The 22,930-nt window shown below is 63.2% G+C and carries 20 protein-coding genes; 10 read left to right on the top strand and 10 right to left on the bottom strand.

Going from position 1 to position 22,930, the window contains the following annotated elements:
• Nucleotides 1-9 precede the first annotated feature (9 nt).
• The 4 genes from F7R90_RS09360 (at nucleotide 10) to F7R90_RS22160 (ending at nucleotide 3,441) form a co-directional block, all read left to right on the top strand.
• The gene (locus F7R90_RS09360; RefSeq protein WP_158057190.1) at nucleotides 10-1,188 is read left to right on the top strand and encodes a sensor histidine kinase; all 1,179 of its coding nucleotides are present in this window, start codon (nucleotides 10-12) and stop codon (nucleotides 1,186-1,188) included.
• Nucleotides 1,189-1,236: 48 nt separating this feature from the next.
• On the top strand, nucleotides 1,237-2,391 hold the full coding sequence (gene folP / locus F7R90_RS09355; protein WP_158057189.1) for a dihydropteroate synthase: 1,155 nt from the start codon (nucleotides 1,237-1,239) through the stop codon (nucleotides 2,389-2,391).
• Between the two features lie 109 nt (nucleotides 2,392-2,500).
• Nucleotides 2,501-3,187, top strand: a complete 687-nt coding sequence (locus tag F7R90_RS09350; RefSeq protein WP_158057188.1) for a 6-hydroxymethylpterin diphosphokinase MptE-like protein — start codon at nucleotides 2,501-2,503, stop codon at nucleotides 3,185-3,187.
• An 80-nt stretch (nucleotides 3,188-3,267) separates the two neighbouring features.
• Nucleotides 3,268-3,441 carry a hypothetical protein gene (locus F7R90_RS22160; RefSeq protein WP_192498269.1) on the top strand — a complete coding sequence of 58 codons (174 nt, stop codon included), beginning with the start codon at nucleotides 3,268-3,270 and terminating at the stop codon, nucleotides 3,439-3,441.
• Here F7R90_RS22160 and F7R90_RS22155 read toward each other — a convergent pair.
• Together F7R90_RS22155 and F7R90_RS09345 are read right to left on the bottom strand one after the other, a co-directional pair.
• Nucleotides 3,438-3,608, bottom strand: a complete 171-nt coding sequence (locus F7R90_RS22155; RefSeq protein WP_192498268.1) for a hypothetical protein — start codon at nucleotides 3,606-3,608, stop codon at nucleotides 3,438-3,440. The two genes, F7R90_RS22160 and F7R90_RS22155, sit on opposite strands and share 4 nt — an antisense overlap.
• 103 nt (nucleotides 3,609-3,711) lie before the next feature.
• Nucleotides 3,712-4,683, bottom strand: coding sequence for a quinone oxidoreductase family protein (locus F7R90_RS09345; protein WP_158057187.1), 972 nt, complete (start codon nucleotides 4,681-4,683; stop codon nucleotides 3,712-3,714).
• Between the two features lie 167 nt (nucleotides 4,684-4,850).
• On the opposite strand from F7R90_RS09345, the gene F7R90_RS09340 reads away from it, so the two are divergent.
• On the top strand, nucleotides 4,851-5,864 hold the full coding sequence (locus F7R90_RS09340) for a DMT family transporter (protein WP_158057186.1): 1,014 nt from the start codon (nucleotides 4,851-4,853) through the stop codon (nucleotides 5,862-5,864).
• Between the two features lie 17 nt (nucleotides 5,865-5,881).
• Here F7R90_RS09340 and F7R90_RS09335 read toward each other — a convergent pair whose 3' ends face one another.
• The 3 genes from F7R90_RS09335 to F7R90_RS09325 all read right to left on the bottom strand — a co-directional run bounded on the left by F7R90_RS09335 (nucleotide 5,882) and on the right by F7R90_RS09325 (nucleotide 8,312).
• Entirely contained in the window at nucleotides 5,882-6,385 is a 504-nt protein-coding gene (locus F7R90_RS09335; protein WP_225741129.1) for a VOC family protein, read from the bottom strand.
• Nucleotides 6,386-6,425: 40 nt separating this feature from the next.
• The gene (locus tag F7R90_RS09330) at nucleotides 6,426-7,427 is read right to left on the bottom strand and encodes a TIGR04024 family LLM class F420-dependent oxidoreductase (protein WP_158058880.1); all 1,002 of its coding nucleotides are present in this window, start codon (nucleotides 7,425-7,427) and stop codon (nucleotides 6,426-6,428) included.
• A 75-nt stretch (nucleotides 7,428-7,502) separates the two neighbouring features.
• Complete coding sequence (locus F7R90_RS09325) at nucleotides 7,503-8,312, bottom strand: SDR family NAD(P)-dependent oxidoreductase (RefSeq protein ID WP_158057185.1); 810 nt, start codon at nucleotides 8,310-8,312, stop codon at nucleotides 7,503-7,505.
• Between the two features lie 91 nt (nucleotides 8,313-8,403).
• On the opposite strand from F7R90_RS09325, the gene F7R90_RS09320 reads away from it, so the two are divergent.
• Nucleotides 8,404-9,651, top strand: a complete 1,248-nt coding sequence (locus tag F7R90_RS09320) for an alpha-hydroxy-acid oxidizing protein (RefSeq protein ID WP_158057184.1) — start codon at nucleotides 8,404-8,406, stop codon at nucleotides 9,649-9,651.
• A gap of 13 nt (nucleotides 9,652-9,664) precedes the next feature.
• Nucleotides 9,665-10,477 (top strand): alpha/beta hydrolase, encoded by an 813-nt coding sequence (locus tag F7R90_RS09315; protein ID WP_158057183.1) that lies wholly within the window; start codon nucleotides 9,665-9,667, stop codon nucleotides 10,475-10,477.
• Between the two features lie 24 nt (nucleotides 10,478-10,501).
• Here the strand turns inward: F7R90_RS09315 and F7R90_RS09310 are convergent, their stop codons facing one another.
• From F7R90_RS09310 to F7R90_RS09295, 4 genes are all read right to left on the bottom strand, one after another.
• A complete protein-coding gene (locus F7R90_RS09310) occupies nucleotides 10,502-12,643 on the bottom strand; it encodes an alpha-amylase family glycosyl hydrolase (RefSeq protein WP_158057182.1) in 2,142 nt (713 codons plus the stop codon).
• Between the two features lie 143 nt (nucleotides 12,644-12,786).
• Nucleotides 12,787-13,869 carry a sugar ABC transporter permease gene (locus F7R90_RS09305; protein WP_158057181.1) on the bottom strand — a complete coding sequence of 361 codons (1,083 nt, stop codon included), beginning with the start codon at nucleotides 13,867-13,869 and terminating at the stop codon, nucleotides 12,787-12,789.
• Nucleotides 13,866-14,831 carry a carbohydrate ABC transporter permease gene (locus F7R90_RS09300; RefSeq protein ID WP_158057180.1) on the bottom strand — a complete coding sequence of 322 codons (966 nt, stop codon included), beginning with the start codon at nucleotides 14,829-14,831 and terminating at the stop codon, nucleotides 13,866-13,868. The genes F7R90_RS09305 and F7R90_RS09300 overlap by 4 nt, the downstream gene beginning before the upstream one ends.
• A 2-nt stretch (nucleotides 14,832-14,833) precedes the next feature.
• Nucleotides 14,834-16,120, bottom strand: a complete 1,287-nt coding sequence (locus F7R90_RS09295) for an extracellular solute-binding protein (protein WP_158057179.1) — start codon at nucleotides 16,118-16,120, stop codon at nucleotides 14,834-14,836.
• A 282-nt stretch (nucleotides 16,121-16,402) separates the two neighbouring features.
• Between F7R90_RS09295 and F7R90_RS09290 the strand changes: the two genes are divergently transcribed.
• Entirely contained in the window at nucleotides 16,403-17,521 is a 1,119-nt protein-coding gene (locus tag F7R90_RS09290) for an ABC transporter ATP-binding protein (protein ID WP_158057178.1), read from the top strand.
• A gap of 21 nt (nucleotides 17,522-17,542) precedes the next feature.
• On the opposite strand, the gene F7R90_RS09285 is transcribed toward F7R90_RS09290, so the two are convergent.
• Nucleotides 17,543-19,594: a glycoside hydrolase family 15 protein gene (locus F7R90_RS09285; protein WP_158057177.1), complete on the bottom strand. Its 2,052-nt coding sequence runs from the start codon at nucleotides 19,592-19,594 to the stop codon at nucleotides 17,543-17,545.
• Nucleotides 19,595-19,699: 105 nt separating this feature from the next.
• Between F7R90_RS09285 and F7R90_RS09280 the strand changes: the two genes are divergently transcribed.
• Nucleotides 19,700-21,745 carry an alpha-amylase family glycosyl hydrolase gene (locus tag F7R90_RS09280; RefSeq protein ID WP_158057176.1) on the top strand — a complete coding sequence of 682 codons (2,046 nt, stop codon included), beginning with the start codon at nucleotides 19,700-19,702 and terminating at the stop codon, nucleotides 21,743-21,745.
• 98 nt (nucleotides 21,746-21,843) lie between these two features.
• Nucleotides 21,844-22,896, top strand: coding sequence for a TrmB family transcriptional regulator (locus F7R90_RS09275; RefSeq protein WP_158057175.1), 1,053 nt, complete (start codon nucleotides 21,844-21,846; stop codon nucleotides 22,894-22,896).
• Nucleotides 22,897-22,930: the final 34 nt, after the last annotated feature.

Here is a 22,930-nt window from a genome sequence, read left to right as displayed (position 1 = left end):
TCGAGAGAAATGGAGCTGACCACCGACGGGGACGATACGTCTAGTTCGGCCCAGAAGAGTACCATCGTCGGTGGGTCAGAGAGCGAGTCGGTCGTAGACGCCGGACTCGTCTCGCTACTCGCCATCGCGCTCTGTCTGGTCGCGGTGAATCTCTGGTTGGTCCTCGCCTACGGCGACCGATTGTTCGTAACACTCGCCAAACTCCTCGCACCGGGGTCGGTTGTCTTAATTACTGTATTCGCGGTCTGGTGGAGTCATCAGAGCGGCTACGAGCAGTCGCTTGGTCACGTCTCGTTGTGGGCCACGGCGGGAACCGTCGTCTTCGGACTCAGCGGCTTGGCCGAACAACTCCTCCAGCACGCTCAAGGCGTCCTACTTGAACTGACGCCCGCCCCAGTGTTCTCGTGGGCTTGCGGTGGATTCGTCGTGGGGGCGACCGTTGGACTGTACAGCGCGCGCCTCCGCACCCAACGAGCCCAGACCGAGCGTGCACGACGACAGGCCGAACAACTCGCTGAGGCTCAGACCGTCCTGAATCGCGTCCTCCGTCACGACATCCGGAACAACGTGAACATCGTCGAAGGGTACGTGGACTTAGTCGCCGCAGAGGACGCCGACCCCGAACACGTCGAAACGATCCACGAACACACGGCCAGAATCGTCAGCCTCGCGGAGTACGCCCGCGAAATAGAGCGACTCGTCTCCCAGCGAGGTGCGGGCGTCGAGTCGATAGACCTCGTGGAGCGACTCACCGCAATTCGTAGCGATATTTTGGAGGAGTATCCCGACGCTCGGGTCGTGACCGATTTCCCGGACCGGATGATGGTCTGTGCCCACGACCTCATCGACTCGGCGTTCGAGAATCTGCTCGAAAACGCGATAGAACACCACCCCGGCGAGCAACCTGAAGTTCGGATGTCGGTCGCTCGTGATGAGGGCGACGACGGCGACGAAGTCGTCGTCACGATTGCCGACGACGGCGCGGGCATCCCCGACGCGGAAGTGTCGGTGTTCGAGTCCGGCGACGAGTCGAGACTCGAACACAGCAGTGGAATGGGCCTGTGGCTCGTGAAGTGGATAGTCGCGTATTCGGACGGCGAGCTAGACTTCGTCAGAAACGACGTGTCGGGGAGCGAAATCGCCATCCGACTCCCGACGAAAGAGAGCGGGCGCGACGTCGCGACGTGACTCGCCGGAACGGACCCATTTTTACCCCTCCCGTCCCGCATCCCAGGTATGCAGAACGTCACCGCCGCGGGGTTGGGCATCGGCGACGATTACCCCCCGCGAATCATGGGGGTCCTGAACGTCAGCGAGGAGTCCCCCTACGACCCCAGCGTCTACGACGACCCGGACGAGGCCGCGCAGTACGTCGATGACGAACTCGTCGGCGAAGGCGCGGACATCGTGGACGTCGGTCTCGAATCTGCGAACAAGCGATTCGACGTCCTCTCGGCCGAACAAGAACTCGACCGTCTCGACACTGCCGTCGAAACTATCGAACGCGTCTCCGGCGACGCAGTCTTCTCCATCGAAACTCGCTACGCCGAAGTCGCCGACGCCGCGCTCTCGCGGGGCTTCGACATGGTCAACGACATCTGTGGCTTCGCCGACCCCGCGATGGCCGACGTGTGCCGCGACCACGACGCCGCCGTCGTGAAGATGGCGAGTCCGCCCGACCTGAAACGACCGGGAGCGGTCGAGAAACCCGACGACATCTACGACGCGCTGCAACGTGGTGGCTTGACCGACAAGACCATCGTGGACCCCGCGTTCGGCGGGTGGTCCGAGGAGAAGACTCTCGAAGACGACCGCGAGACGTTCCGCCGTCTGCGCGAGTTCCGCGGATTGGGACAGCCAATTTTGGTGTCTATCAACCGCAAGAACTTCCTCCGCGACCTCGCGGGACGGAGTACAGACGAAGCATTGCCGGTGTCGCTGGCCGCCACCTCGATGGCCGTCGAGCGTGGGGCGCACGTGATTCGGACCCACGACGTAGCCGAGACGAAGGACGCCGCGGCGATTGGCGCGGCGTTCGCCCGCGAGCGGGTGCGAGGTACGTGTACCACGCCCGATTCCACCATCCGCGTCGAAGAACTCGACGCGACCACGCCGGAAGAAGTCGGTCGCCACCTCGAACGCATCGGTGCCGACGAATCGGTCGCCCAAGCGACGACCGGTCGGGTGTTCGAACTCTCGGGACTCTCGCCCGAGGAGCGCGAGACACTCTCCCACGCGGTCGAGTCAGAGCGAGCCGTCTTCGCAGTCGGTGACGACGCGTCGCTACTCGCTGGGTCGCCGAAGTCAGTTTCGGAGATTCGGAGGCGAATTTCTGGAAATAGCGACCGTCTCAGCCAGATATTCGCGGATATTACTGGTTCAAAATGCTAAGAGAAAGCTTATGCCGGGTGAGAAACAACTCGGGATTGAGAAGCCGGAAGGGCACCTCGCCGGGTAGGGGTACTTGGTGGTGTACTTCCGGTCTCAAGCGATTCTGGCCATGAACTACGAGACGTGGAGTCCCGTCTATAGCGAGATTCTGGCGGACTTCGGCTTTCCCCGCGAGGGCGACGAGCGCGCCCGCGACGTACTTGCCGAGGTGACCGAGCCGTTCAACCTCCAGCGACTCGACTGTTCGGGCGAGACTGTCGCAGTCGCGGGTGCTGGCCCGTCGCTCAAGGGAGAGGTGGAAACCGCTCGACATGCGGATACCGTCTTCGCGGCTTCGACGGCCGCCGACGTGCTGGAAGACGCCGACGTGGAAATCGACTGCATGGTGACGGATATCGACAAGAACCCCGAGACAGCCCGCCAACTGACAGAGCAGGGAACGCCCGTCGCGGCCCACGCCCACGGCGACAACGTCGAACTGGTCGAAGAGTGGGTGCCGAAATTCGACACAGCGAACGTCCTCGCGACGACACAGGCCGAACCGGTCGCGCACGTTCGCAACTTCGGCGGGTTCACCGACGGCGACAGGGCGGCGTTCCTCGCGGACCATCTCGGCGCGAACGAACTGGTGTTCTTGGGCTGGGACTTCGACGACTCGGCCGTAGACGAGATGAAAGCGAAGAAACTGCGGTGGGCCGAGCGCCTCCTTCGCTGGCTCGAAATCCGACGCTGCGAGCAGTTCTCGATTCTGGATGGGCGCCGGGAGGGAATCGACGTGAGCGAGTTCCCGACCTGAAACCGTGTGGCGTGCTACCACGACTGAACAACGTTCAAGTTGTTCCCGCCGCTAATTGATTTCCCAACAGGGGTACCACGATGTGGGGAACGCACAAACTCTCCGAGTTCGGAGTGCTGTCCGGCCGCGCAGGCGTGACTATCGCCTCGCAACCCGACCCGACCGGGAGTCGGACGCTCTTCGGGCACGGACTACTGTTGCTGTCGAGTGTGAGTCTGGCGCTCGAATCGTCGCTGAGCGGCGATAGCGACTAACCGGTCGTTTCCGTCTCGGAGTCGTCTGACTGCACGACGTAGACGCCTTCGACAGTGACATCGACGTCGTGGGCGTGAAAGTAACTCGTTTCCTCGGGGAACGCGTGGTCGTAGCTCCCGTGGCGACCACGGAAGGCGTCAAACTCGTCGCCGGGTTCGACCTGCACGGACCGTTCTTCCCCGAAGGCGCGCCTGCCGTAGTGGTCGTAGCATTACGAGTCGAGTTGCGGGCACGCGCGAACACTCTGACGCCGAATAGATAACCGTTTCTCAGGGCGTCAACACGACTTTGCCGGTCGTCTCGCGGTTCTCGATTGCCGCGTGGGCCTCGGCGGCGTCTTCCAGTGCGAACGTCTCGCCGACCACGATTTCTAACTCGCCGCTCAGCAGCATCTCTTGGAGTTCCGGCACTGCCGCGAGAACGCGCTGGGGGTCACGGCCGAGCGCATCACCGAGGTGGAAGCCGATGACGGACTTGTTCTCGAAGAGCAGTCGAGACGTATCGACTTCGCCGGGTTCGCCGCTGGCAGCCCCGTAGGCCACGACGCGGCCGAAGTGCGACAGTGCGTCGAGACTCTTCGTGAAGGTGTCGCCACCGATGCCGTCGAGAACGAGGTTTACACCTTCTCCGTCGGTCTCTTGCTCGACGACCTCCCGGAAGTCCGTCTCCTCGTAGTTGATGGGATGGTCACAGCCGAGTCGTTCGGCGAGCGACAGTTTCTCCGCGGTGCTGGCCGTGCCGAAGACTTCCGCGTCTGCGGCGTCGGCGAGTTGCACAGCCGCGGTCCCTACGCCGCCCGCCGCGGCGTGGACGAGGACGCGCTCGCCCGCTTCGAGTTCGCCCCACTCGTGGAGGACGCAGTGAGCGGTCAGGAACTGGACGGGGAACCCGGCCGCCTCCTCGAACGACATCGGTTCGGGCACGTCGAACAGTGAGTCCGCGTCCGCGAGCGCGTACTCGGCGTAGGCTCCGGTTCCGGTCATGGCGACGACGCGCTCGCCCACCTCGCGATCTACGCCCTCGCCCACTGCGTCGATGGTCCCCGCGGCTTCCATACCGGGGACGTAGGACGGCTCTGGGCCGCCCTGATAGTGGCCGCGGCGTTGCATGATGTCTGCGAAGTTGATGCCCGCGGCCTCCACGGCGATTCGAACCTCGCCCGCACCGGGGTCCGGTTTCTCCGTCTCGACTACTTCCAAGGCGTCGCTGTCGCCGAACGCTTGGACCTCGATTGCTCGCATACCTGCCGGTACGCCTGGCGTGCGGATAAGGGCCAGTTCCCCGGCAGAGCGCGCCGACTCGCTCGCGGTTCAGCCTGAGCCTCGAAGACGTGTGACGCGGTAACGTCTTCCCGAGAAGATTCAAGAACATCGCGTTATTACGAATCTCATACGAGAATTACGCAGATATGTTGTACTCATCTACCCTATCGGAGTATCGAGAATTTGGGTTGTTCGTCGCTCTCGCCGCGGTCTGGGGAACGTCGTTCCTCGCCATCGAAGTCGGCTTAGAGACGATTCCGCCGGTCACGTTCGCTGCGTTGCGGTACGATATCGCCGGAATTCTGCTGTTGGGCTATGCCGGAGTCGTGGCGTTCAGGAGCGACAAGCGATGGCGACCACGGGGTCGAGACGAGTGGCAACTGGTCGGTGTCGGCGGCTTCCTTCTCATCGGGGTTCACTTCGCACTCCTGTTCGCTGGCCAGCGGTACGTCACGGGTGGCATCGCGTCGGTCATCATGAGCCTCACGCCCGTGCTGACGCCGCTGTTCGCGCTCGTTCTCCTTCCCGACGAACGACTCGACAAGACGGGCGTCGTCGGCGTCGTTCTCGGCCTACTCGGCGTGGTCGTCGTCGCGCAACCCGACGGCTCCGGTGGTCAGGCACTCCTCGGTATCCTCCTGCTCCTACTCTCTGCGGCGAGTTTCGCGCTCGGTTCGGTGCTGACCCGCAAGTTCGACACCGACCTCTCGGTGGTTCCGATGCAGGCGTGGATGATGCTCGTCGGCGCGGGCGTCCTCCACGCGATGGTCGCCGTACTCCCCGGCGAGTCGGTCGCGGCCGCGACGTTCACGCCCGAGGCAGTCGTGTCGATGCTGTATCTCGCCATCGCCGCGAGCATCGGGGGTCTGCTGGCGTACTTCCACCTACTGGAGCAAGTCGGCCCGAACGAGGTCACGCTGGTCAACTACGCAGTGCCGATGTTCGCCGCCGGGAGCGAACTGGTCGCGTTCGGCTACGGCATCTCGACGGCGACGGCAATCGGCTTTCTGGTCATCCTCGCGGGATTCGTCGCTGTCAAGTGGCGGACCGTTCACCGGACTGCGGTACCGAGGCCAGAACGGAGGGGGTCGGAGTCACAAGCCTCGAACGGCGGTGCGGTGATGGTCGAAGGAAACGCGTACTACAAGGACGTGGAGTAACTTCGACGTCGCCTGTACTACTCTCTTGCTTCGCTCAACCGTTGGCCGCCGAGGTACAACGTTTTAGGCTCCAGTCGCTCGGGACCGGGACGCTCTCCAGCGAACGGTTCGTGGTACTCCATCAGTTGAAAGAGAACGCCGGTCGGATTTCCCGGCGAGACGAACGCTTCCGACCAACCGTCGTAGTCGGTACGGTCCACGACGCGCACGCCCTCGACTTCCAGCACCTCGATTGTCGCGTCGATGTCAGCGACTTCGAGCGTGACATGGTGCAATCCCGGTCCGTTCGCGTCGAGGAACTTCGTGAGAAAAGAGGACTCGTCGTTCCCTTCAATCGGCTCTATAAGTTCGACCCGCGAGGCGTCCCCGAGCAGGTAGTACGCCCACCGAAATGCTCCGGTAGGGTCAGTCTCGTGGACCAGTTTCTCCGCGCCGAGCAGTTCGAGCAAGGGTTCGGCGTCCGCGACGGACTGCACGGCGATGCCGACGTGGTCTACCCGGACTTCGGGCATCTGGGTCATGGTACCTGTCGAACGTCGAGTGAGAAAGGTGTTTGCCGACTTAGTTCGGCGCGAGCGCGTCGATAGTCGCCTCGATTTCGTCCTGCTCCGCGCCGCGCGGGAACGAGACGGCGACTCTATCCACGCCGTCGATTTCCTCGAATTTCCGAATCTCTTCACGGGCTTTCGCTGGAGTGCCGACTGCGCCGAGGTCGTCCAGCAGGTCGTCGCCGATAGCCGCGAGTGCCCCTTCTTTGTCGCCATTGCCCCACGCCGAGGCGATTTCGAGCGCGGTGTCTTCGTACCCCTGTCGGGAGAGGCAGTCTCGGTAGAAGGTGCCCATCGCGCCGACGTAGAACGCCAGATGACCGCGAGCAAGTTCGCGGGCGCGCTCGCCGTCGTCGAGCGCACAGCAGTTCAGCGAGAGCGTGGTCCGCACGTCTGCGGGGTCCCGGTCGCCCAGTTCCATCCCGCGCCGGAGGTCTTCGAGTCGGTCTTGGAGGCCCTCTGGCGTGAGCATGAGCGCGTGCCAGCCGTCGGCGAATCTTCCCGCCAACTCGACCGATTTCGGACCCATCCCTGCGGCGTCGATAGGCACTTCTTTCTCCGGCGGGTCACAGCGCAGTCGGAACCCACCGAGGGTGAAGATGTCGCCGTCGTAGTTGACAGTCTCGCCGGAGCAGACTGCTCGAACGATGTCGAGGTACTCCCGTGTTCGGCGGAGCGGCCGGTCGAAGTCCACTCCGTGCCAGCCCTGAACGACTGCGGGACCGGACGGCCCCAGCGCGACGCGCATGCGACCCTCCGAGAGTTCCTGTAGCGTGGCGGCGGTCTGGCCGACCAGCGCGGGCGAGCGCGAGTAGACGTTGAGAACGGAGGGACCGAGACCAATGGTCTCGGTGCGCTCGGCCATAATCGAGAGCGCAGTCACGGCGTCTCTGCCCCACGTCTCGGGGAGCCACGCACGTTCGTAGCCACGGTCCTCCGCGCGCTGGGTCAACGAGACGAGCGAGTCGATGCTAGGTTGAGCGGCCACCGGTAGGTGGACGGTTCGGTCGGGCATGAGCGAGTCGAGGTGCCCGGCAACCATAGTTCCCATGTCAACGCGTGGCACCGGGAACGAGGTTTAAACGGTAGATTACACGTTCGGCGATTCGAGCACGTCGGGCACGCCCGCCGCCGTGACGGTTTCGCCGACGACGAACGAGGCGGCTGGACTGGCGAGGAATCGCGCCACGTCCGCGATTTCCTCGCTGATGCCGACGCGTCGCTCGACTTCCTCACGTTCTACGTCGTCGGCGCTGATGCCCATCTGGCTCGCCAAGCCCGGCGTCGCGACGAACCCCGGCGCGATGCAGTTGACCCGCACGCCGTCGCCCGCCCACTCGTAGGCCAGCGAGCGCGTGAAGTTGACGACTGCGGCTTTGGCCGCGCCGTAGTGGCTCATGTAGGGCGCGCCCTGTTGGCCCGCGACGCTGGCGATATTGACGATACTACCGCTGTTCTCTCCGTTCCCGCCGCTTTCTTTCAGATGCTCGCCAGCCGCCTGCGTGCAGTTGTAGGTGCCACCGAGGTTGATGTCGAGAATCTTCCGCCAGCCGTTCGGGGTGATGTCTTCGAAGTTCGCCATGAAGCTCGCTCCTGCGTTGTTGACCAGCACGTCGAGTCCACCGAACTCCTCGACAGTTGCTTCGACCAAAGACTCGACCGCTTGCCGGTCGGTCACGTCACATTCGACGGCGAGGGCGTCGCCGCTCGCGTCGCTCGCTTCGATGCCCTCCGCAACGGGGTCTACGTTTGCCTGCTCGCGCGAGCAGACGACCACGTCTGCACCGTCGTCCGCGAACAGTTCGGCGATGGCGCGGCCGATGCCAGAACTCGCACCCGTGACGATGGCGGTCTGGCCTGCGACGGAGAAGCGGTCTGCTGGGACCGAAATATCTGTCATAGCCGGAGTTCGGGGCGAAGCCGATAAATAGTTGCGTCCGTGGGAATCCTCTCGGCGAAGCTATAAGTCGGTCGCGGGCGCGTCCCGAACCATGACCGACGATTCTTCGAACACCCCCACTGACGACCCCTCGGAGGCGTTCGGCCCGAATCGCCAGCGCGAGGTGTACGCCAGCGGCATGCTGGCAGACCTGCAACCGGACCTCCCGATTTCACCCGACGAACTGCGCGAAGAAGCGATGCAGTCGCTCTCGGAGGAAGCCTACGCCTACGTCGCCGGGAGCGCGGGCGGTGAAGACACCAAAGCTCGCAACCGCGAGGCGTTCGCACGCTGGCGAATCGTCCCGCGGATGTTGCAGGACGTAGCCGAGCGAGACCTCTCGGTGGAACTGCTCGACCAAGAGCTTTCGGTGCCCGTTCTGCTCGCACCCATCGGCGTCCAGTCCATCATCCACGAGGACGGCGAGATGGCAACGGCACGAGCGGCGCAGGACCTCGGCGTTCCGTTCGTCTCCAGTTCCGCCGCTTCGACGCGAATGGAGGACGTAGCCGACGAGTTGGGCGACACGACTGGCTGGTTTCAACTGTATCCCAGTGCCGACCGCGACGTGACCGCGAGCTTTCTGCACCGCGCCGAGGAGGCAGGCTACGAGGCCGTCGTCGTCACGCTCGACACGCCCACGATGGGCTGGCGCGAACGCGACGTGGAGAACGCTTACCTGCCGTTTTTGGATGGGGAAGGCGTGGCGAACTACCTCTCTGACCCGGCGTTCCGCGAGTCGCTCGACGCGCCACCGGAGGAAGATGAGCGCGCCGCCCTCTGGCAGTTTATCGAACAGTTCGGCGACCTCTCGATGGACTGGGACACTATCGAGTTCGTGCGCGAGCAGACCGACCTCCCCGTGATTCTGAAGGGCATCTTGCACCCAGCGGACGCCCGCGAGGCCGTCGAGCGGGGCGTCGATGGCGTGGTCGTCTCGAACCACGGCGGCAGACAGGTCGATGGCGCGATTTCGGCCGTCGAGGCACTGCCGAGGATAGTGGACGTAGTGGACGATGTAGGCGAATCTGGTGGCACAGCGGCCGACGGGTTCGCGGTGCTGTTCGACAGCGGGATACGCCGCGGTGCCGACGCGATAAAGGCGCTCGCGTTGGGTGCCGACGCAGTACTACTTGGGAGGCCCTACGTCTATGGACTCGCGATAGATGGCGAGCAAGGCGTTCGAGAGGTCTGTGAGAACTTCCTCGCGGACTTGGACCTGACGCTGGCGCTGAGTGGGCAGGATTCGGTCACGGAGTTGGACGAATCGGTGGTGATAGATACCGAAGCGACGAACTGAGCCTGAGATTACAATGAACGAAGCGGTTTCGTGGCGACCGTACGACTTGAGCGACGACCCTACCGTCGTGGGCGACGTGCGCGTCTCTGACCGACTCTCAGACGAGCGACTCGAATCGCCGCGACGACTGCTCGCCTCCCTCCCGCCGTCGTACGGCAGTTCCGACGAGTGCTATCCCGTCCTCTACATGCACGACGGCTTGAACCTCTTCGACGAGCGGACCAGCTACTCCGGCGAGTGGCAGGTGGACGAGACGATGGAGCGACTGAGCGACGAGGGCATCGAAGCAATCGTCGTCGGCGTTCCGAACGCCGACGACTCGCGGGCGACGGAGTACGTTCCATACCAACACGACGAGCGCGAGGGCGGGAACGCGGACAGTTACCTCTCGTTTCTGGTCGAGCGCGTGAAACCGCTCGTGGACGAGCGGTTTCGGACCCGGGAGGGACGTGACTCGACCGGCATCGCCGGGTCGTCGCTCGGCGGGTTGGTCAGTCTCTACGGCTTCTTCGAGTACCCCGAGACGTTCGGCTTCGCGGGGGTGATGAGTCCGGCGTTCTGGTGGACGGACGGAGAGATATTCGACTACGTTCGGGCGCAGGAGCGCGTTTCGGGCAAACTCTACGTCGATGTCGGCGGCGACGAGAGACCCGACGACCCCGAGCGGTCGCGGGAGTACCGTGCAGACGCAGAACGGATGGTCGAACTGCTACGGGAGAAAGGGTACGGCGAATCGGCACTTCGGTTCGTTCTCGAAGAAGGGGCGAACCATCACGAGTCGGCGTGGGCACGGCGCTTCCCCGAGATGGTTCGGTTTCTCCTGTAGTCTACTTCCTGGTAACTGTGTACTCTACTTCCAGGTATCGGTGTACTCGCCGGTGCCACTGGACGGCGTCGTGTACGTGCGGTTCGACCCGGACTCCCACGTCACGTTGCCACTGCCGTCTTTCTTGATGAACTTGAACTCGATGTCCCGTCCGGCGGGGAGGTTCACGTCGTAGTACCAGTTGGGGTACTCGTGGACGACCTGATTGAAGAACGGCCCCACGGCGCGAGCGGTGTCCCAGTTGCCCAGTTCGTGGACGTTGCCGACGACGTAGACGTTCTCGCCAGTCTCGGTCGTCGCGTCGTTGACGACGAACCGGACCGACACTTGGTCGCCGGAGAGAATCTCGAAGTCAGTGTAGGCACTGCTCGACGTGCCCCCGGCGTCGGTGACCGTCACGTCGTAGTAGCCGCCAGCGACCGCGGGCACTTCGGCTTGGACCTGCGTGTCGGACCACGAGACGACGGTCGCGTCCGTCGAACCGAACTGCACCGACCCGGTCGAACTGCCGAAGCCTTCGCCATCGATGGTGACGGTGTGGCCGGGGGTGCCCATCGTCGGGCCGACGTGACCGAGCGCGGGACTGGTCGTGTCGCCGGTGTACTCCCAGACGCAGACCGTGCGCGGACCCATCGAGAACGTGTCGATGGAGCCGTCGCTGTTGACCGAGGTGCTGAATCCGTCGAGTATCCCGTCGAGTTGGTCACTGTAGCTTCCCTGCGGGAGTGCCGTGAACAGACCATCCACATCGTACCACGTCTGACTCCGGTTGATGCCGACCAGCACGACGTTGTCGCCGAACTCGCGCTCGTAGAAGAACACGTCGCTGTTTATCCAGCGTTGCTCGGTGTCACCGTAGGCGAGCGCGGCGTTCGACTGGCGAAGCGGCGCGAGTTTCTTGATGACGTTGTACGCCGTCGTCGTCCGGTCGAAGCCCGGCATCGGCTTGCGGTTGTCCGGGTCGTTGCCGCCTTGGAGGTACTGTTCGGTGCCGTAGTAGATGGTCGGCGCACCGCGCGAGGTCAACAGGACTGCCAGCGCCATGTCGGTGTTGACCTCGCCACCGCTATCGACGGTGAACCGCGGCATGTCGTGGTTGTCGATGAACGGCACTTGGTCGATGACCTGGTCGTGTTGGTTCTGGGTCTCCTGCAACACGTCCCAGAAGCCGTGCCAGTCGTCCGAGAAGTCCCGAAGCACTTGCCGAATTTCCTGCCCGAAGCGGAAGTCGAGCAGACTCATCCCGCTGTCGTTCGAGAAGTCGTAGTACTTCTGGCTGTACTGGTCCGCGCCGAGGAACCACTCGCCGAAGGTGAACACCGGTTGGTGGTCGTAGATGGTGTCCATCAGCGTCTTCTGCCAAAGCGGCGGCATGTGTGCGACGGCGTCCACGCGGATACCGTCGATGCCCTTGTCGAGCCACTGCTTGATGGCGTCTTTCAGGTACTGGTCGATGTACGTCTCGTGGTGGTCGAAGTCCGCGAGATTGTACAGGTTGCGGTAGATTTGCCCCTCGTAACTGGAGTAGTCGGTGCCGCCGTTGTGGTGGAAGTAGCTGTTCGGGTCGTCGCTGTAGGACGTGACGTAGCTCCCGTCGTCGTACAGCGCGCCATCCTCCAGTTGGCCGTCGGAGGTCGAGGGCGAGGTGTGGTTCGGCACGAAGTCGATGACGACTTTGATGTCGTTGTTGTGCGCGACCGAAATCAGCTCCTCGAACTTCGCCATGTCGCCGAAGAACGGGTTGGGGTCTTTGAAGTCCCGCGCCCAGTAGCCGTGGTAGGACGCGCCGCTGTCGGAGTCTACTTCGGTGATGTTCTCGAACGGCGGAGAGACCCAGACGGCCGTGATGCCCATCTCGGTGAGGTAGCCGTCCTGAATCTTGTCGATGACGCCCTGCCAGTCGCCCCCGCAGTACTTGCGGAGGTTCGAACAGTCGCTACTGTACAGTTCGCCGCTCGGGTTGTTCCCCGAGTTCCCGTCGTGGAACCGGTCGGTGACGATTTGGTATATGACGTCGTCCGCGAAATTGACTTTGCTACCAGTCCCAGTAGCCGCCGAGGCTTGGGTGACGAACGACAAATCGTACTCGCCAGCGGCGTGACTACCGGCCAATCCGACGGAACCGAAGCCCAGTGCTTTGAGCAAATCCCTGCGATTAGTTCTCATGGACGATCCATGAAAAACAATTACATCACGGATAATAAATCTTGACAGCTGTAGATAAATTGAATATTTTGCAAGCTAGATTTTTCTACTGAGGGCGTGTATACCAGAGCCGTTCAAAAGAAAACGAATCGGTCGAGGGTCGATTATCCTTCCATGCCGCTGAACGACAGGCCGCCCTCGATGTACCGCTGTGCGAACAGATACACGAGGACGATTGGCGACGCGAACGTCAGTGCGAACGCCGAGAACCGCGCCCACGGCACGGAGTACTCGCTGACGAGCGAGAACAACCCGACCGGGAGCGTGTAGTTCTCGGTGCCGAGCAGTGTCTGAGCGACGACGAACTCCGTCCAACCGGTGAGGAAGGTGAAGATGAACACCGTCGCAAGCCCGGCCGCAGACAGCGGCAGGATGACCTCGGTCACGACCCGCCACGGCGGCGCGCCGTCCACTATCGCGGCCTCCTCGTAGGAGACCGGGATGCCGTCCATGTACGTCTTCAACAGCCACGTGTTGAACGGCACGGCCGTCGCGGCGTAGTACACCGAGAGCGCGAGTTTGTTGTTGTTGAGTCCGACTTGCACGTACGCGGCGTACAGCGCGATGAGCAGTGCGATGCCGAGGCCGCTACCGACCTGCGTCATCAGGACGTAGCCGAACAGAATCTTCTCGCGACCGATGAACTCCCGGCGCGAGAGTGCGTACGACGCCGGGACGATGAGACACATCGAGAGGATGACCGTCGGGACGGCGACCCACATGCTGTTCCAGAGGAAGTGCTTGAACTCCGATGGGTCGGTCACGCCGTAGTTCGACACGTCGAGGAACACCAACTCCGGCGTGTTGAACACGAGTGCGGAGTTGCTGAACGGAATCCCGAGCCCGATGCGATACGACGGCACGATGAGGTCGCCGACGACCCAGAGGAACGGCTGGAGCGATGGCTCTTGGGGAAGCAGTCGAAGCCCGTTCGACGAGTAAATCGACCCACCGGTTCCCGATAGCGCGGAGATGAGTATCCAGTAAATCGGGAACAACAGCGCGAGGACGACGACGAGCGCGCCGAGCGTCAGCCCGAGCGTCTTCAACGGTTCGAGTGGCGAGACCCGTCCCGCTCGAACCTCTCGCAACGTGTGTCGTGCGTCTCGGTAGGACTCGACCGGCGTCGTGGCGACGTTTCGAGCGTCCTCTTTCAGACTCTCGGCGATGGAGCGAAGCAGACTCACTGTTCGTTCACCCCGTCAGCGAGTCGTCCCTTCTTGACGTTTATCCACATGAACGCGCCGATGAAGACGAGCGCGACGAGGCTAATCGCCGCTCCCTCTCCGTACTGGCCGAAACTGAACGCCTCCTTGTAGCCGTAGACGACCATGAGTTCGTTCTGCCTCGCCGGGCCGCCCTCGTTGATGACGTACGGGACGAGGAACGACTGGAACGACGCGGCCGCCGTGAGGATGGACGCGAACAGTACCGGTCGCTTTATCGAGGGGAGTGTGACGTGCAGGAATCGCGCGAAGTAGCCTGCGCCGTCTACCTTTGCCGCCTCGTGAAGTTCCTCGGGCACGTCCTGCAACGCACTCACAGTGATGATAACCATGAACGGGTAAGCCAACCACGCTTCGGTGACGTTGTAGGCCAGAAACGCCATCCAGCGTTCGCTGAGCCACGACACGGATTCGAAGCCGAGCATGCCGAGCAGTTGGTTCGCCAGTCCGAACTCCGCCGAACTGAAGATGCCGCGCCACACCGTGACGGTGAAGATAGCGGGCAGGCCCATCGGCACGATGATGAGCGAGCGCATCACGCGCTTGCCGCGCACTCGGTCGCCCGTGACGACGAGTGCGACGCCGATGCTGAGTCCGACCTTCAGGACGACGCTCGTGGCGACGTACAGCCACGTAGTTGTGAACGAGGTCCAGAACTGCGGGTCCGTCAGCACCGCGACGTAGTTCTTGATGCCGACGAACGCCGCCTCGCCGAACGTCAGTATCGACACGACCCCTTCGCCTGCGAACAGCGTCGCGGGTCGAGCGTCCGTGAACGAGATGCCGACGAGGTACAGCACCGGGAAGAACATGAACGCCGAGAAGACGAACAGTCCCGGTAGCACTAGCAGTAACGAGGCGTCGTCCTTCTCCAAAAACGGAACTTCTTCGAACCGCTGTGCGACGCGCGAAGCGGTACTCATGATCAGTCCCAGTTGCTACGAATCGATTTTTCTGCCTGTTGCATCGCTTTCTTCACGCTCGCGTCGCCGTTGAACGCCTTCGTCAGGGCGGTGCCGAGCGGCCCCCAGACCTTGTTCATCTTGGGGTGAGTCGGCATCGGCGTCCCCATCTGGACGGATTCCGAGAAGCCCTTGACCTTCGGCGGGAGTTCGTCGCTACCGGCGAGACTCTTCAGCACCGGGATGGAGCCTTGCTGTTTCGCGCCCTTCAGCGCAATGTCCTCGTTCGTCGTGTACCACTCGATGAACGAACGCGCGGCGGCGGCGTCCGCGCCGCCCTCGCTCATCGGCTTGGTGAAGTACCACATCGTGATGCCGGTGTACGGGTTGGGTTCGCCACCTTCGGGTTTCGGGAGCGTGGTGACACCCACGTCCACGCCCTTCTTGTTGAGCGTAGCGAGGTACCACGGCCCGTTGACGGCGAACGCGGCGTTGCCTTCCGCGAACGCGGCGGCTTGGGCCTCGTACCCGGGGTCTTTCGGCATGTACTGTTTGAAGTTATCGATGAAGAACTCGAACCCTTTGACCGTCTCGGACTTCGAGAGGCCGAGCATCGGGTCCTTCTTCGGGTCGAAGTAGTAGCCGCCGAATGCTTGTGCCCAACCGCTACAGAAGTACGGGTCCACGGGGGAACTCATCCCGTACTTTCCGTTGTCGGGGTCGTGGTGGTCCTCCATCACCGACTTCATCTCGCTGACCGTCTCCGGCGGTTCGTCCACGACGTCCTTGTTGTAGACGAGTGCCACCGTCTCGGCGTCGTGGGGGAGTCCGACGACGTTGCCTTCGAACTGGACCGCTTGGGCGGCGGCCTCGGTGAACTTGTCGAGGCTGACCGAGAGGTTGTCGCTCTGGTCCACGACGAAGCCCCGCTGGTAGTAGTCGCCGACCCAGTCGTGTGCCCACTCGAACGTCTGGGGACCCTGACCGGCCGGGATTGCGCTCGTCGTCTTCTTGCGCATGTCCGAGATGTCCGACCCCTTGATGGTGTGTTTGGACGACCCGTTGAAGTTCTCGACGGCCTTCTTCCGGGCGTCGACCTCGCTCTCGGGGAGCGAGTACCAGATTTTCGCCTCTCCGGCAGGACCGGACGATTCGGTCGTTCCGGTGGAATCGCCGCTCGTCTCGTCGCCTGCACTGCCGCCGTCGCTACTAGTCGTTCCGCTCTGCTCCTGAACGCTGGCGCAACCCGCCGACGCGACGAGCGCTCCAGTGCCGAAGTACTTCAGTGCTGTTCTGCGATTCATTGACATGGGGGAATAAAGGATGAATAACTTGTTCACGCCTTAAATCTTCGGATTCTCCCGGTCGTTCGAATCCAAAACAGCAATAGATAGCCTGTATGGTCTATTCCTCTCTTGTCGGTCAGTTGGTGTCTGCCCCGATTTCGACCGGACCACTGCGTACCCCCGGTTTCAATCAGCGCGAAATACCTCGCACGTAACTGGCGAAACGAAACAAATGACGAAATACTACATCATAGATTAGGCTGAGAGGGGAAGAGTTATACAGTGTCACTCCCACCCATGCAGATAATGGCGACTGTCACGCTCGACGACCTCAGAAAAGAGTTCGACAACAGCAGAATCGTCGCCGTAGACGACGTCTCGGTCGAAATCGACGACGGCGAGTTCGTCACCGTCGTCGGCCCATCGGGATGCGGGAAGTCCACGACGCTCCGCATGTTGGCCGGACTCGAAACGCCGACCTCGGGACGCGTCTACATCGACGGGCAGGACGTTACGGACGTTCACGCCCGCAAGCGCGACGTAGCGATGGTGTTCCAGAACTACGCACTCTACCCCCACAAGACGGTCGAACAGAACATGGCGTTCGGCCTCCGGATGAGTACCGACCTCACGAAGGACGAACGAGCGGAGAAAGTGTTAGATGCCGCGGAGATGATGGGCATCGAAGACTTGCTCGACGACAAGCCCGACGAACTGTCCGGCGGGCAGAAACAGCGCGTGGCGCTCGGCCGCGCCATCGTCCGCGAACCCGACGTGTTCCTCTTCGACGAACCACTGAGCAACCTCGACGCGAAGCTCAGGACGACGATGCGGACCGAGATTCAGCGCATCCAGAACGAACTCGGCATCACGGCTATCTACGTCACCCACGACCAAGAGGAGGCGATGACGATGGGCGACCGCATCGTCATCCTCAACGACGGGCAACTCCAGCAGGTCGGCGACCCGACCGACGTGTACGACGAACCGGTCAACGAGTTCGTCGGTGGCTTCGTGGGGTCGCCCAGCATGAACTTCATCGACGCCGAAGTCGTCGAGTTGGGAAGCGAGGTGACGCTGGTGAACGACGACGGATTCGAGTACAGCCTCACGGGTGCGCTCGGAGACGACCTGCGCCAAGCGGAACCCGACCGCGTCAGATTCGGCATCCGGCCGGAAGACGTGACTGTCGCCCAGAACGGCGACCTGCGCGCGAACGTGGAAGTCGTCGAGCCAATCGGGAGCGACAACTACCTCTATCTCGACCTCGGCCCGGACTTCGTGGCACGGGTGGACTCCGACACCGAACCCGCTCCCGGCGACTCGGTGGTCGTAGACTTCGCCGAATCGGACGTGCATCTGTTCGACGCGGAGACCGGCGACTCGCTGTCCGAGCGGGAAAAACAAGCGGCGGCGTTGAACTGAGATTTCGAACGACCGTTCGAACTACTGCTTCTCGGTGACGGGCGTCTGCAACATCTCGTACTCCTCCAGCAGCGCGACGGTCGCCAATCGAAGCGCGTGGGGCCACCCGAGCGGCGTCGCGCTGTCCGGCGTGCCGTCGTCGAAGAACTGCTCTGGCAGATAGCTACTCGATTCACAGAGGTCGCCACCGGGAAGAACCAGCGAGAGCAGGTCTCGGGCGAGCGTCTCGAACTCTGCGGCGTCGTCGTCGCGGTCGGCGAGAATCACTGCCACGTTCGCCGCCGCGTTCGCACCCCACGCGGTCGAGACGGTCCAGATTTTCTCGCCGTCCTGTCCGTTCTGTCGCCAGTCGTCGCCCTCGTAGCGGACCAGTCCCCGCACGGTGCCGACGTTGCGGTCGAGTGCGTTGGCGACTGTGCGGACGTGCGAACAGAGGCGTTCGACTCGCTGGTCGTCGAGTTCGCCGTACTCGGCGTACGCACGGTGAGCGCTGGCGAGTGCGAACGTCGCAGAGTCGCATCTGTCGTCGAGTTCGCCGTCGGTTTCTCGGAGTGCGTAGATGCCGCGTTCGGGTACCCAGAGGTCATCGAGTGCGTCGTAGACGCGCTCTGCTCGCTCTCCCGCGCGTTCGCGGACGGCGGCACTCGGTCCGTGCTGTGCCAGCGTCGCGTAGGCTTCGAGGAACGTCGCGGCGGTGTGCGTGAACCGACCGTTCATGTCCTCCCACGCGTTCTGGCAGGCGATTGGACGCCCGTCGTCGGCGAGCGTGTCGTCGAGTCCGTCCATCGCCCGGTCGAGTGCGCGCCTGATTCGTGAACCGAGATTCTCGTCCTCGACGGCGGGGAAGTACGTGCCGAGGAACGTGACGACGCTGGCGGTCTGGTCCGCCTGATAGTCGAGGTCGTCGCCCGCTTCGAGGCGGCCGTTCGCCCAACCGGGGGCGAGCGTCCCGTCTCGGGGCCAGACGCGGTGGGGCCACGTGCCGTCCGACCGCTGAATCTCGCAGTACATCTTCGCGACCTTCGCGTGGCGGTCGTCGAGTTCGAGGTCGAATCGCTGGTCGGCCTCGAAGCAGAACGCCGAGATTTCGGCGTCGTCTCGGAACCACGTGTAGCCGTACCCGCCGGAGTACGCGTAGAATGGGTCGAAGTCGGGCGCGGCCATGCGGAGACCAGTCTCCGCCGAGAGCAGGTCGAGCACTCGGAGGTCGGCCGTCGCGGCCGCTTCGTACGGTACCGACGCGTCGATTACGTCGGGTGTCTGGGCCTCGGCAGTACGTTCGAGGTCGGAAACCGTCGAGTGAGTCTCCGTCAGTTCGGCGACGCGAGTCAGTGCCTCGCTCCGAGACCGGTCGTCGCGGTCGGTCAAGAGCGTGACGAGCGTCGTCGTTCCGTCTGCCGCGGGAAGGTTGCAGACGAGATTCCCACTGAGTTGACTCTCCTCGTACCGGCCGCCCGTCGCGTTCCGGGGGAACTCGACCGGTTCCTCGGAGAGGAGTTCTTCGAAGCTCGCGGGGACTTCGCCGCAGAACTCCGCCCCGTCTGCGTCACTGCCGACGAAGTCGTGTTCGTCGGCGTGGAACAGTTCGACTGCGCCCTCGTGGCTGAGTTGCCCGATTCGCGTCTCGCGCGCTTCGGGCGCGAACCCGAGGAACGCGACGAGTTCGGCGTCGTCACCGACTTCGAAGTGGGTCACGTGGCCGTCGCCGACCGTGAGGTCGTACTGGGTCACGACGCGCTGGTCGCCAGTGGCGAGGGTGTCGGCGCAATCTGTCGGAACCGTGTGTTCGGTCACGACGAGCGCAGTGTCGTCGTGATAGCGTTGCGAGCGAGTCGGACAGTCGTCGAACCACGTAACGTCGTCGCCGAGTCGGACCCCGAACCGAGAACGGACGAGTCCGTTCAGGCCGGTGAGCGGGTAGCCGTAGTCTCTGAGCGACCCGTCCCGGGCGACGTGGACGAGTCGGCCGTCGCGCCCGGAGAAGCAGCCAGACGTAGAACGCCGCTCGCCGGGAAAAATCGGCGACTCGGCGTCATCGAGCTTGTAGTCGTCGAGGGCATCGCGGAGCGTCATTCGAATCAGTAATGAGAATCGGCCGTAATAATATTTGGTGAAATTGTAGTTCACACATTTTCCGATAGCGCAACAGTGAAGCAACTCGATTAACTTGCCACGAATATGCCAACGCACCATCCCGGCCCGCCGCGGTTCACGCACGTCGGGGAGACGGTCGAACTCGCCCCCCGTAATCCGACGACGGACGCGACGTTCCGATGGTCGGTCGGCGACCGCCCGACAGACAGCACCGCATCGGTCGGTGACGGTCCGGTCGTCCAGTTCGCCCCCGACGAACCGGGCGTCTATCGACTCGAACTCGACGCACCCGACGGGACGCACTCCCAGACCGTGCGCGCCTTTCCTGACCCGCGGACGACCGTTCGGTTCGAACTCTCCGACTCGGAGTTACCGATTCCCCAAGACGAGGTCGAGAAGATTTCGGTCGCCGCGCCGTTCAACGACTACACGCTCGGGCGTGACCGACCCGCGCGCCAAGACGGCGGTTACGTCGCGGAGTTCGACCTCCCGCCGGGCGACCACGAAGCCATCTTCGTCGTCAACGACGACTTCGAACTCTCGACCACTGTCGATGCGACCGTCGAGGGGCCCGGTCGTCCCCGCGTGGAGTTGGATGCCACAGTCGAAGGCGACGAGGTAGTCGTGACCGCGACGGAAGCGGCCGCACCGAGCGGTGACGCGCCGAACGTCGAATTTTATCTGGACGACCGCGACGACCTCTCGGCAGACGCCGTCAGCATTGAGGCCAATAAACTGCGCGCGCCTATCGACTCGCTCCCCTCGCTCGCGCGGGTTCACGCGGTTTCGTTCGCTGAGCGACACAGTGTCGGTGACACGGTACTGCTCGAAACGTCTGGGAGCGACGTGGCCGTCACGCGACCGAACGACCCGCCGGAGTGGGCCGAAGACGCGACGATGTACGAAATCTTCGTTCGTTCGTTCGCGGGTGAGACGGTCGAGACGACCTTCGAAGAGATAGAGCGGCGCGTCGAGTACCTCGAATCGCTCGGCGTGGACGTGGTCTGGCTGACGCCGGTTCTCGAAAGTCCGACCAAGCACGGCTATCACATCACTGACTTCTTCGACACCGCGACGGACCTCGGCACGCGCGAGGAGTTCCTGTCGCTGGTCGAACGGTGCCACGACGCCGACATCCGGGTGGTCTTCGACCTCGTCATCAACCACACCTCCCGCGACCATCCAGCCTTCCAGATGCACAGAGCGGGCGTCGAGTCGTACGCCGACCACTACGAGCAGAAACCCGCCGAGAAGGAGACCTCGGACGTGGACTGGGCGGGCGAGAACGCGCCGGGCTACTACTTCAACTGGACGCGCATTCCGAACGTGAACTACGACTCGCTGGCGGTTCGTCAGTGGATGCTAAACGTAGTCGAGGAGTGGGCTTCGGTCGTGGACGGGTTCCGCTGTGACGTGGCGTGGGGCGTCCCGCACGGCTTCTGGAAGGAAGTTCGGGAGCGAGTTAGCGACGACGAAGGCGACGACTTCTTGCTGATGGACGAGACCATCCCGCGCGACCCCGACTTCCACGAGAACGAGTTCGACGTACACTACGACACGACGCTGTACGGTACGCTCCGGGAAATCGGACAGGGCGAGCGACCCGCCGACGCCGTCTTCGACGCGCTCGAAGACGCCAAGCGACACGGGTTCCCCGACTCGGCGCTCCACCTGCGATACGTCGAGAACCACGACGAAGACCGCTACGTCGGCGAGTGTGGCGAGGACGCGCTCCGCGCGGCCGCCGCCGCGACCCTGACGATGCCCGGCGTTCCGATGATTTACTACGGACAGGAGCGCGGCATGAAGGAGTACCGCGGCACGATGCGCTGGCACGACGGCGACGCCGACCTCACCGAGTTCCACCGCCGACTCGTCCACGCCCGCAACGAGCATCCCGCGCTCCGTGCGGAGGGCGTCGAACCGGTCGCGTACGACGCCGACAGCGACGGCGTGACGGCGTACGCCCGCGAGGACGAGGACGAACGACTCGTGGTCGTGTTGAACTTCGACGCGGAACCGCGAGCAGTAGACGTTGACGTGGCCGACACGACGGACCTGCTGACCGGCGAGGACGTGAACGACGGCGAAGAAGTGCTCGTGGAGGACGTTGTCGTTTTGGAGGGGTAGCGAGTAGCGAGGTTCTCGGAACGAAGCGGAGAGAAATTCGGATACTCTTCCTTGCACCGACCGAGTAAGGTAAGTGGATTCCTCTAGAAGAAGGCAGTATGAGCGACTCCCCACTGGCCGACGAACTCCGCCAGTTCGGGCTTTCGGACAAGGAGACCGACACCTACCTGACGATACTCGAACACGGAGAGGCGAAGGCGAGTACCATCGCCGACGACGCAGGTGTGTCGAAACGCTACGTCTACAGCATCAGCGAGAAGCTCGAAGAACGAGGCTTCGTCTCGGTGAACGACCACGCGGTGCCGACGACTATCCGGGCGAACCCACCAGCGGAGGTCATCGACACGCTCTCTCGGAACCTCGAAGCGATGCGGCCCGAGTTGGAGTCTCGCTACTCCCAGACCGCGCCCCAGTCCGAGGGCTTCGAGATAATCAAGTCCTACGTCACCGTCGAGAAGCGGGTCAGGGACCTCGTGAGCGAGGCCGACGAGGAGATAATCGCCTCGATTCCGCACGCCCTCCTCGCCGACGTGGCCGACGAACTCCGGGCCGCCATCGACCGCGGCGTCCTCGTGGTGCTGATACTCCCCGGCAGCGACCCGGCGGACCACCCCGACCTCGACGGGTTGGCCAGCGTCGCTCGCATGTGGCGTGAACCAATGCCGACGATGGTTGTCGCAGACCGCGTGTCGAGTCTCCTCGCGCCGACAGAGATGAGTTCTCGGTCGGGGTCGGGCGAGCGGGCCATCGCGTTCACCCAAGAGTACCTCGCTCCCGTCATCATCGGGTCGTTCTTCGGCAACTACTGGCCGAGCGCCGAGGAGGTCTACGTCACGACCCCCAGCGACTCACTCGGGTCGTACACCGACTTCCGCCACGCCGTGCTACAGGCGACGCTCCACTTGCGATCCGGCACCGAACTTCGTGCGACCGTCCGCGGGCAGAAAATCACCCCCGGAGAGGAGTCGGGTGAACTCGACGGACGTGTCGTCGAGGTTCGTCAGGGACTGGTCAGACCTATCAACAACTCGTTCCCCGTCGAGAACGCGCTCGTCGTCGAGACGCGGTCTGGGACGTACACTATCGGCGGACAGAACGCCTTCGTCGAGGATTTTGAGGCGACCGAAGTCGTCCTCGAACTGCCAGAGTAAGCCGGTCGTTTGACGTTCGTCTACGCCGAAGATT

This window comes from Halorussus halophilus (assembly GCF_008831545.1).
In the GTDB taxonomy this organism is placed as follows: domain Archaea; phylum Halobacteriota; class Halobacteria; order Halobacteriales; family Haladaptataceae; genus Halorussus; species Halorussus halophilus.
The sequence above is the reverse complement of the archived record's forward strand: the minus strand, read 5'-3'. Positions and strand labels throughout refer to the sequence as shown.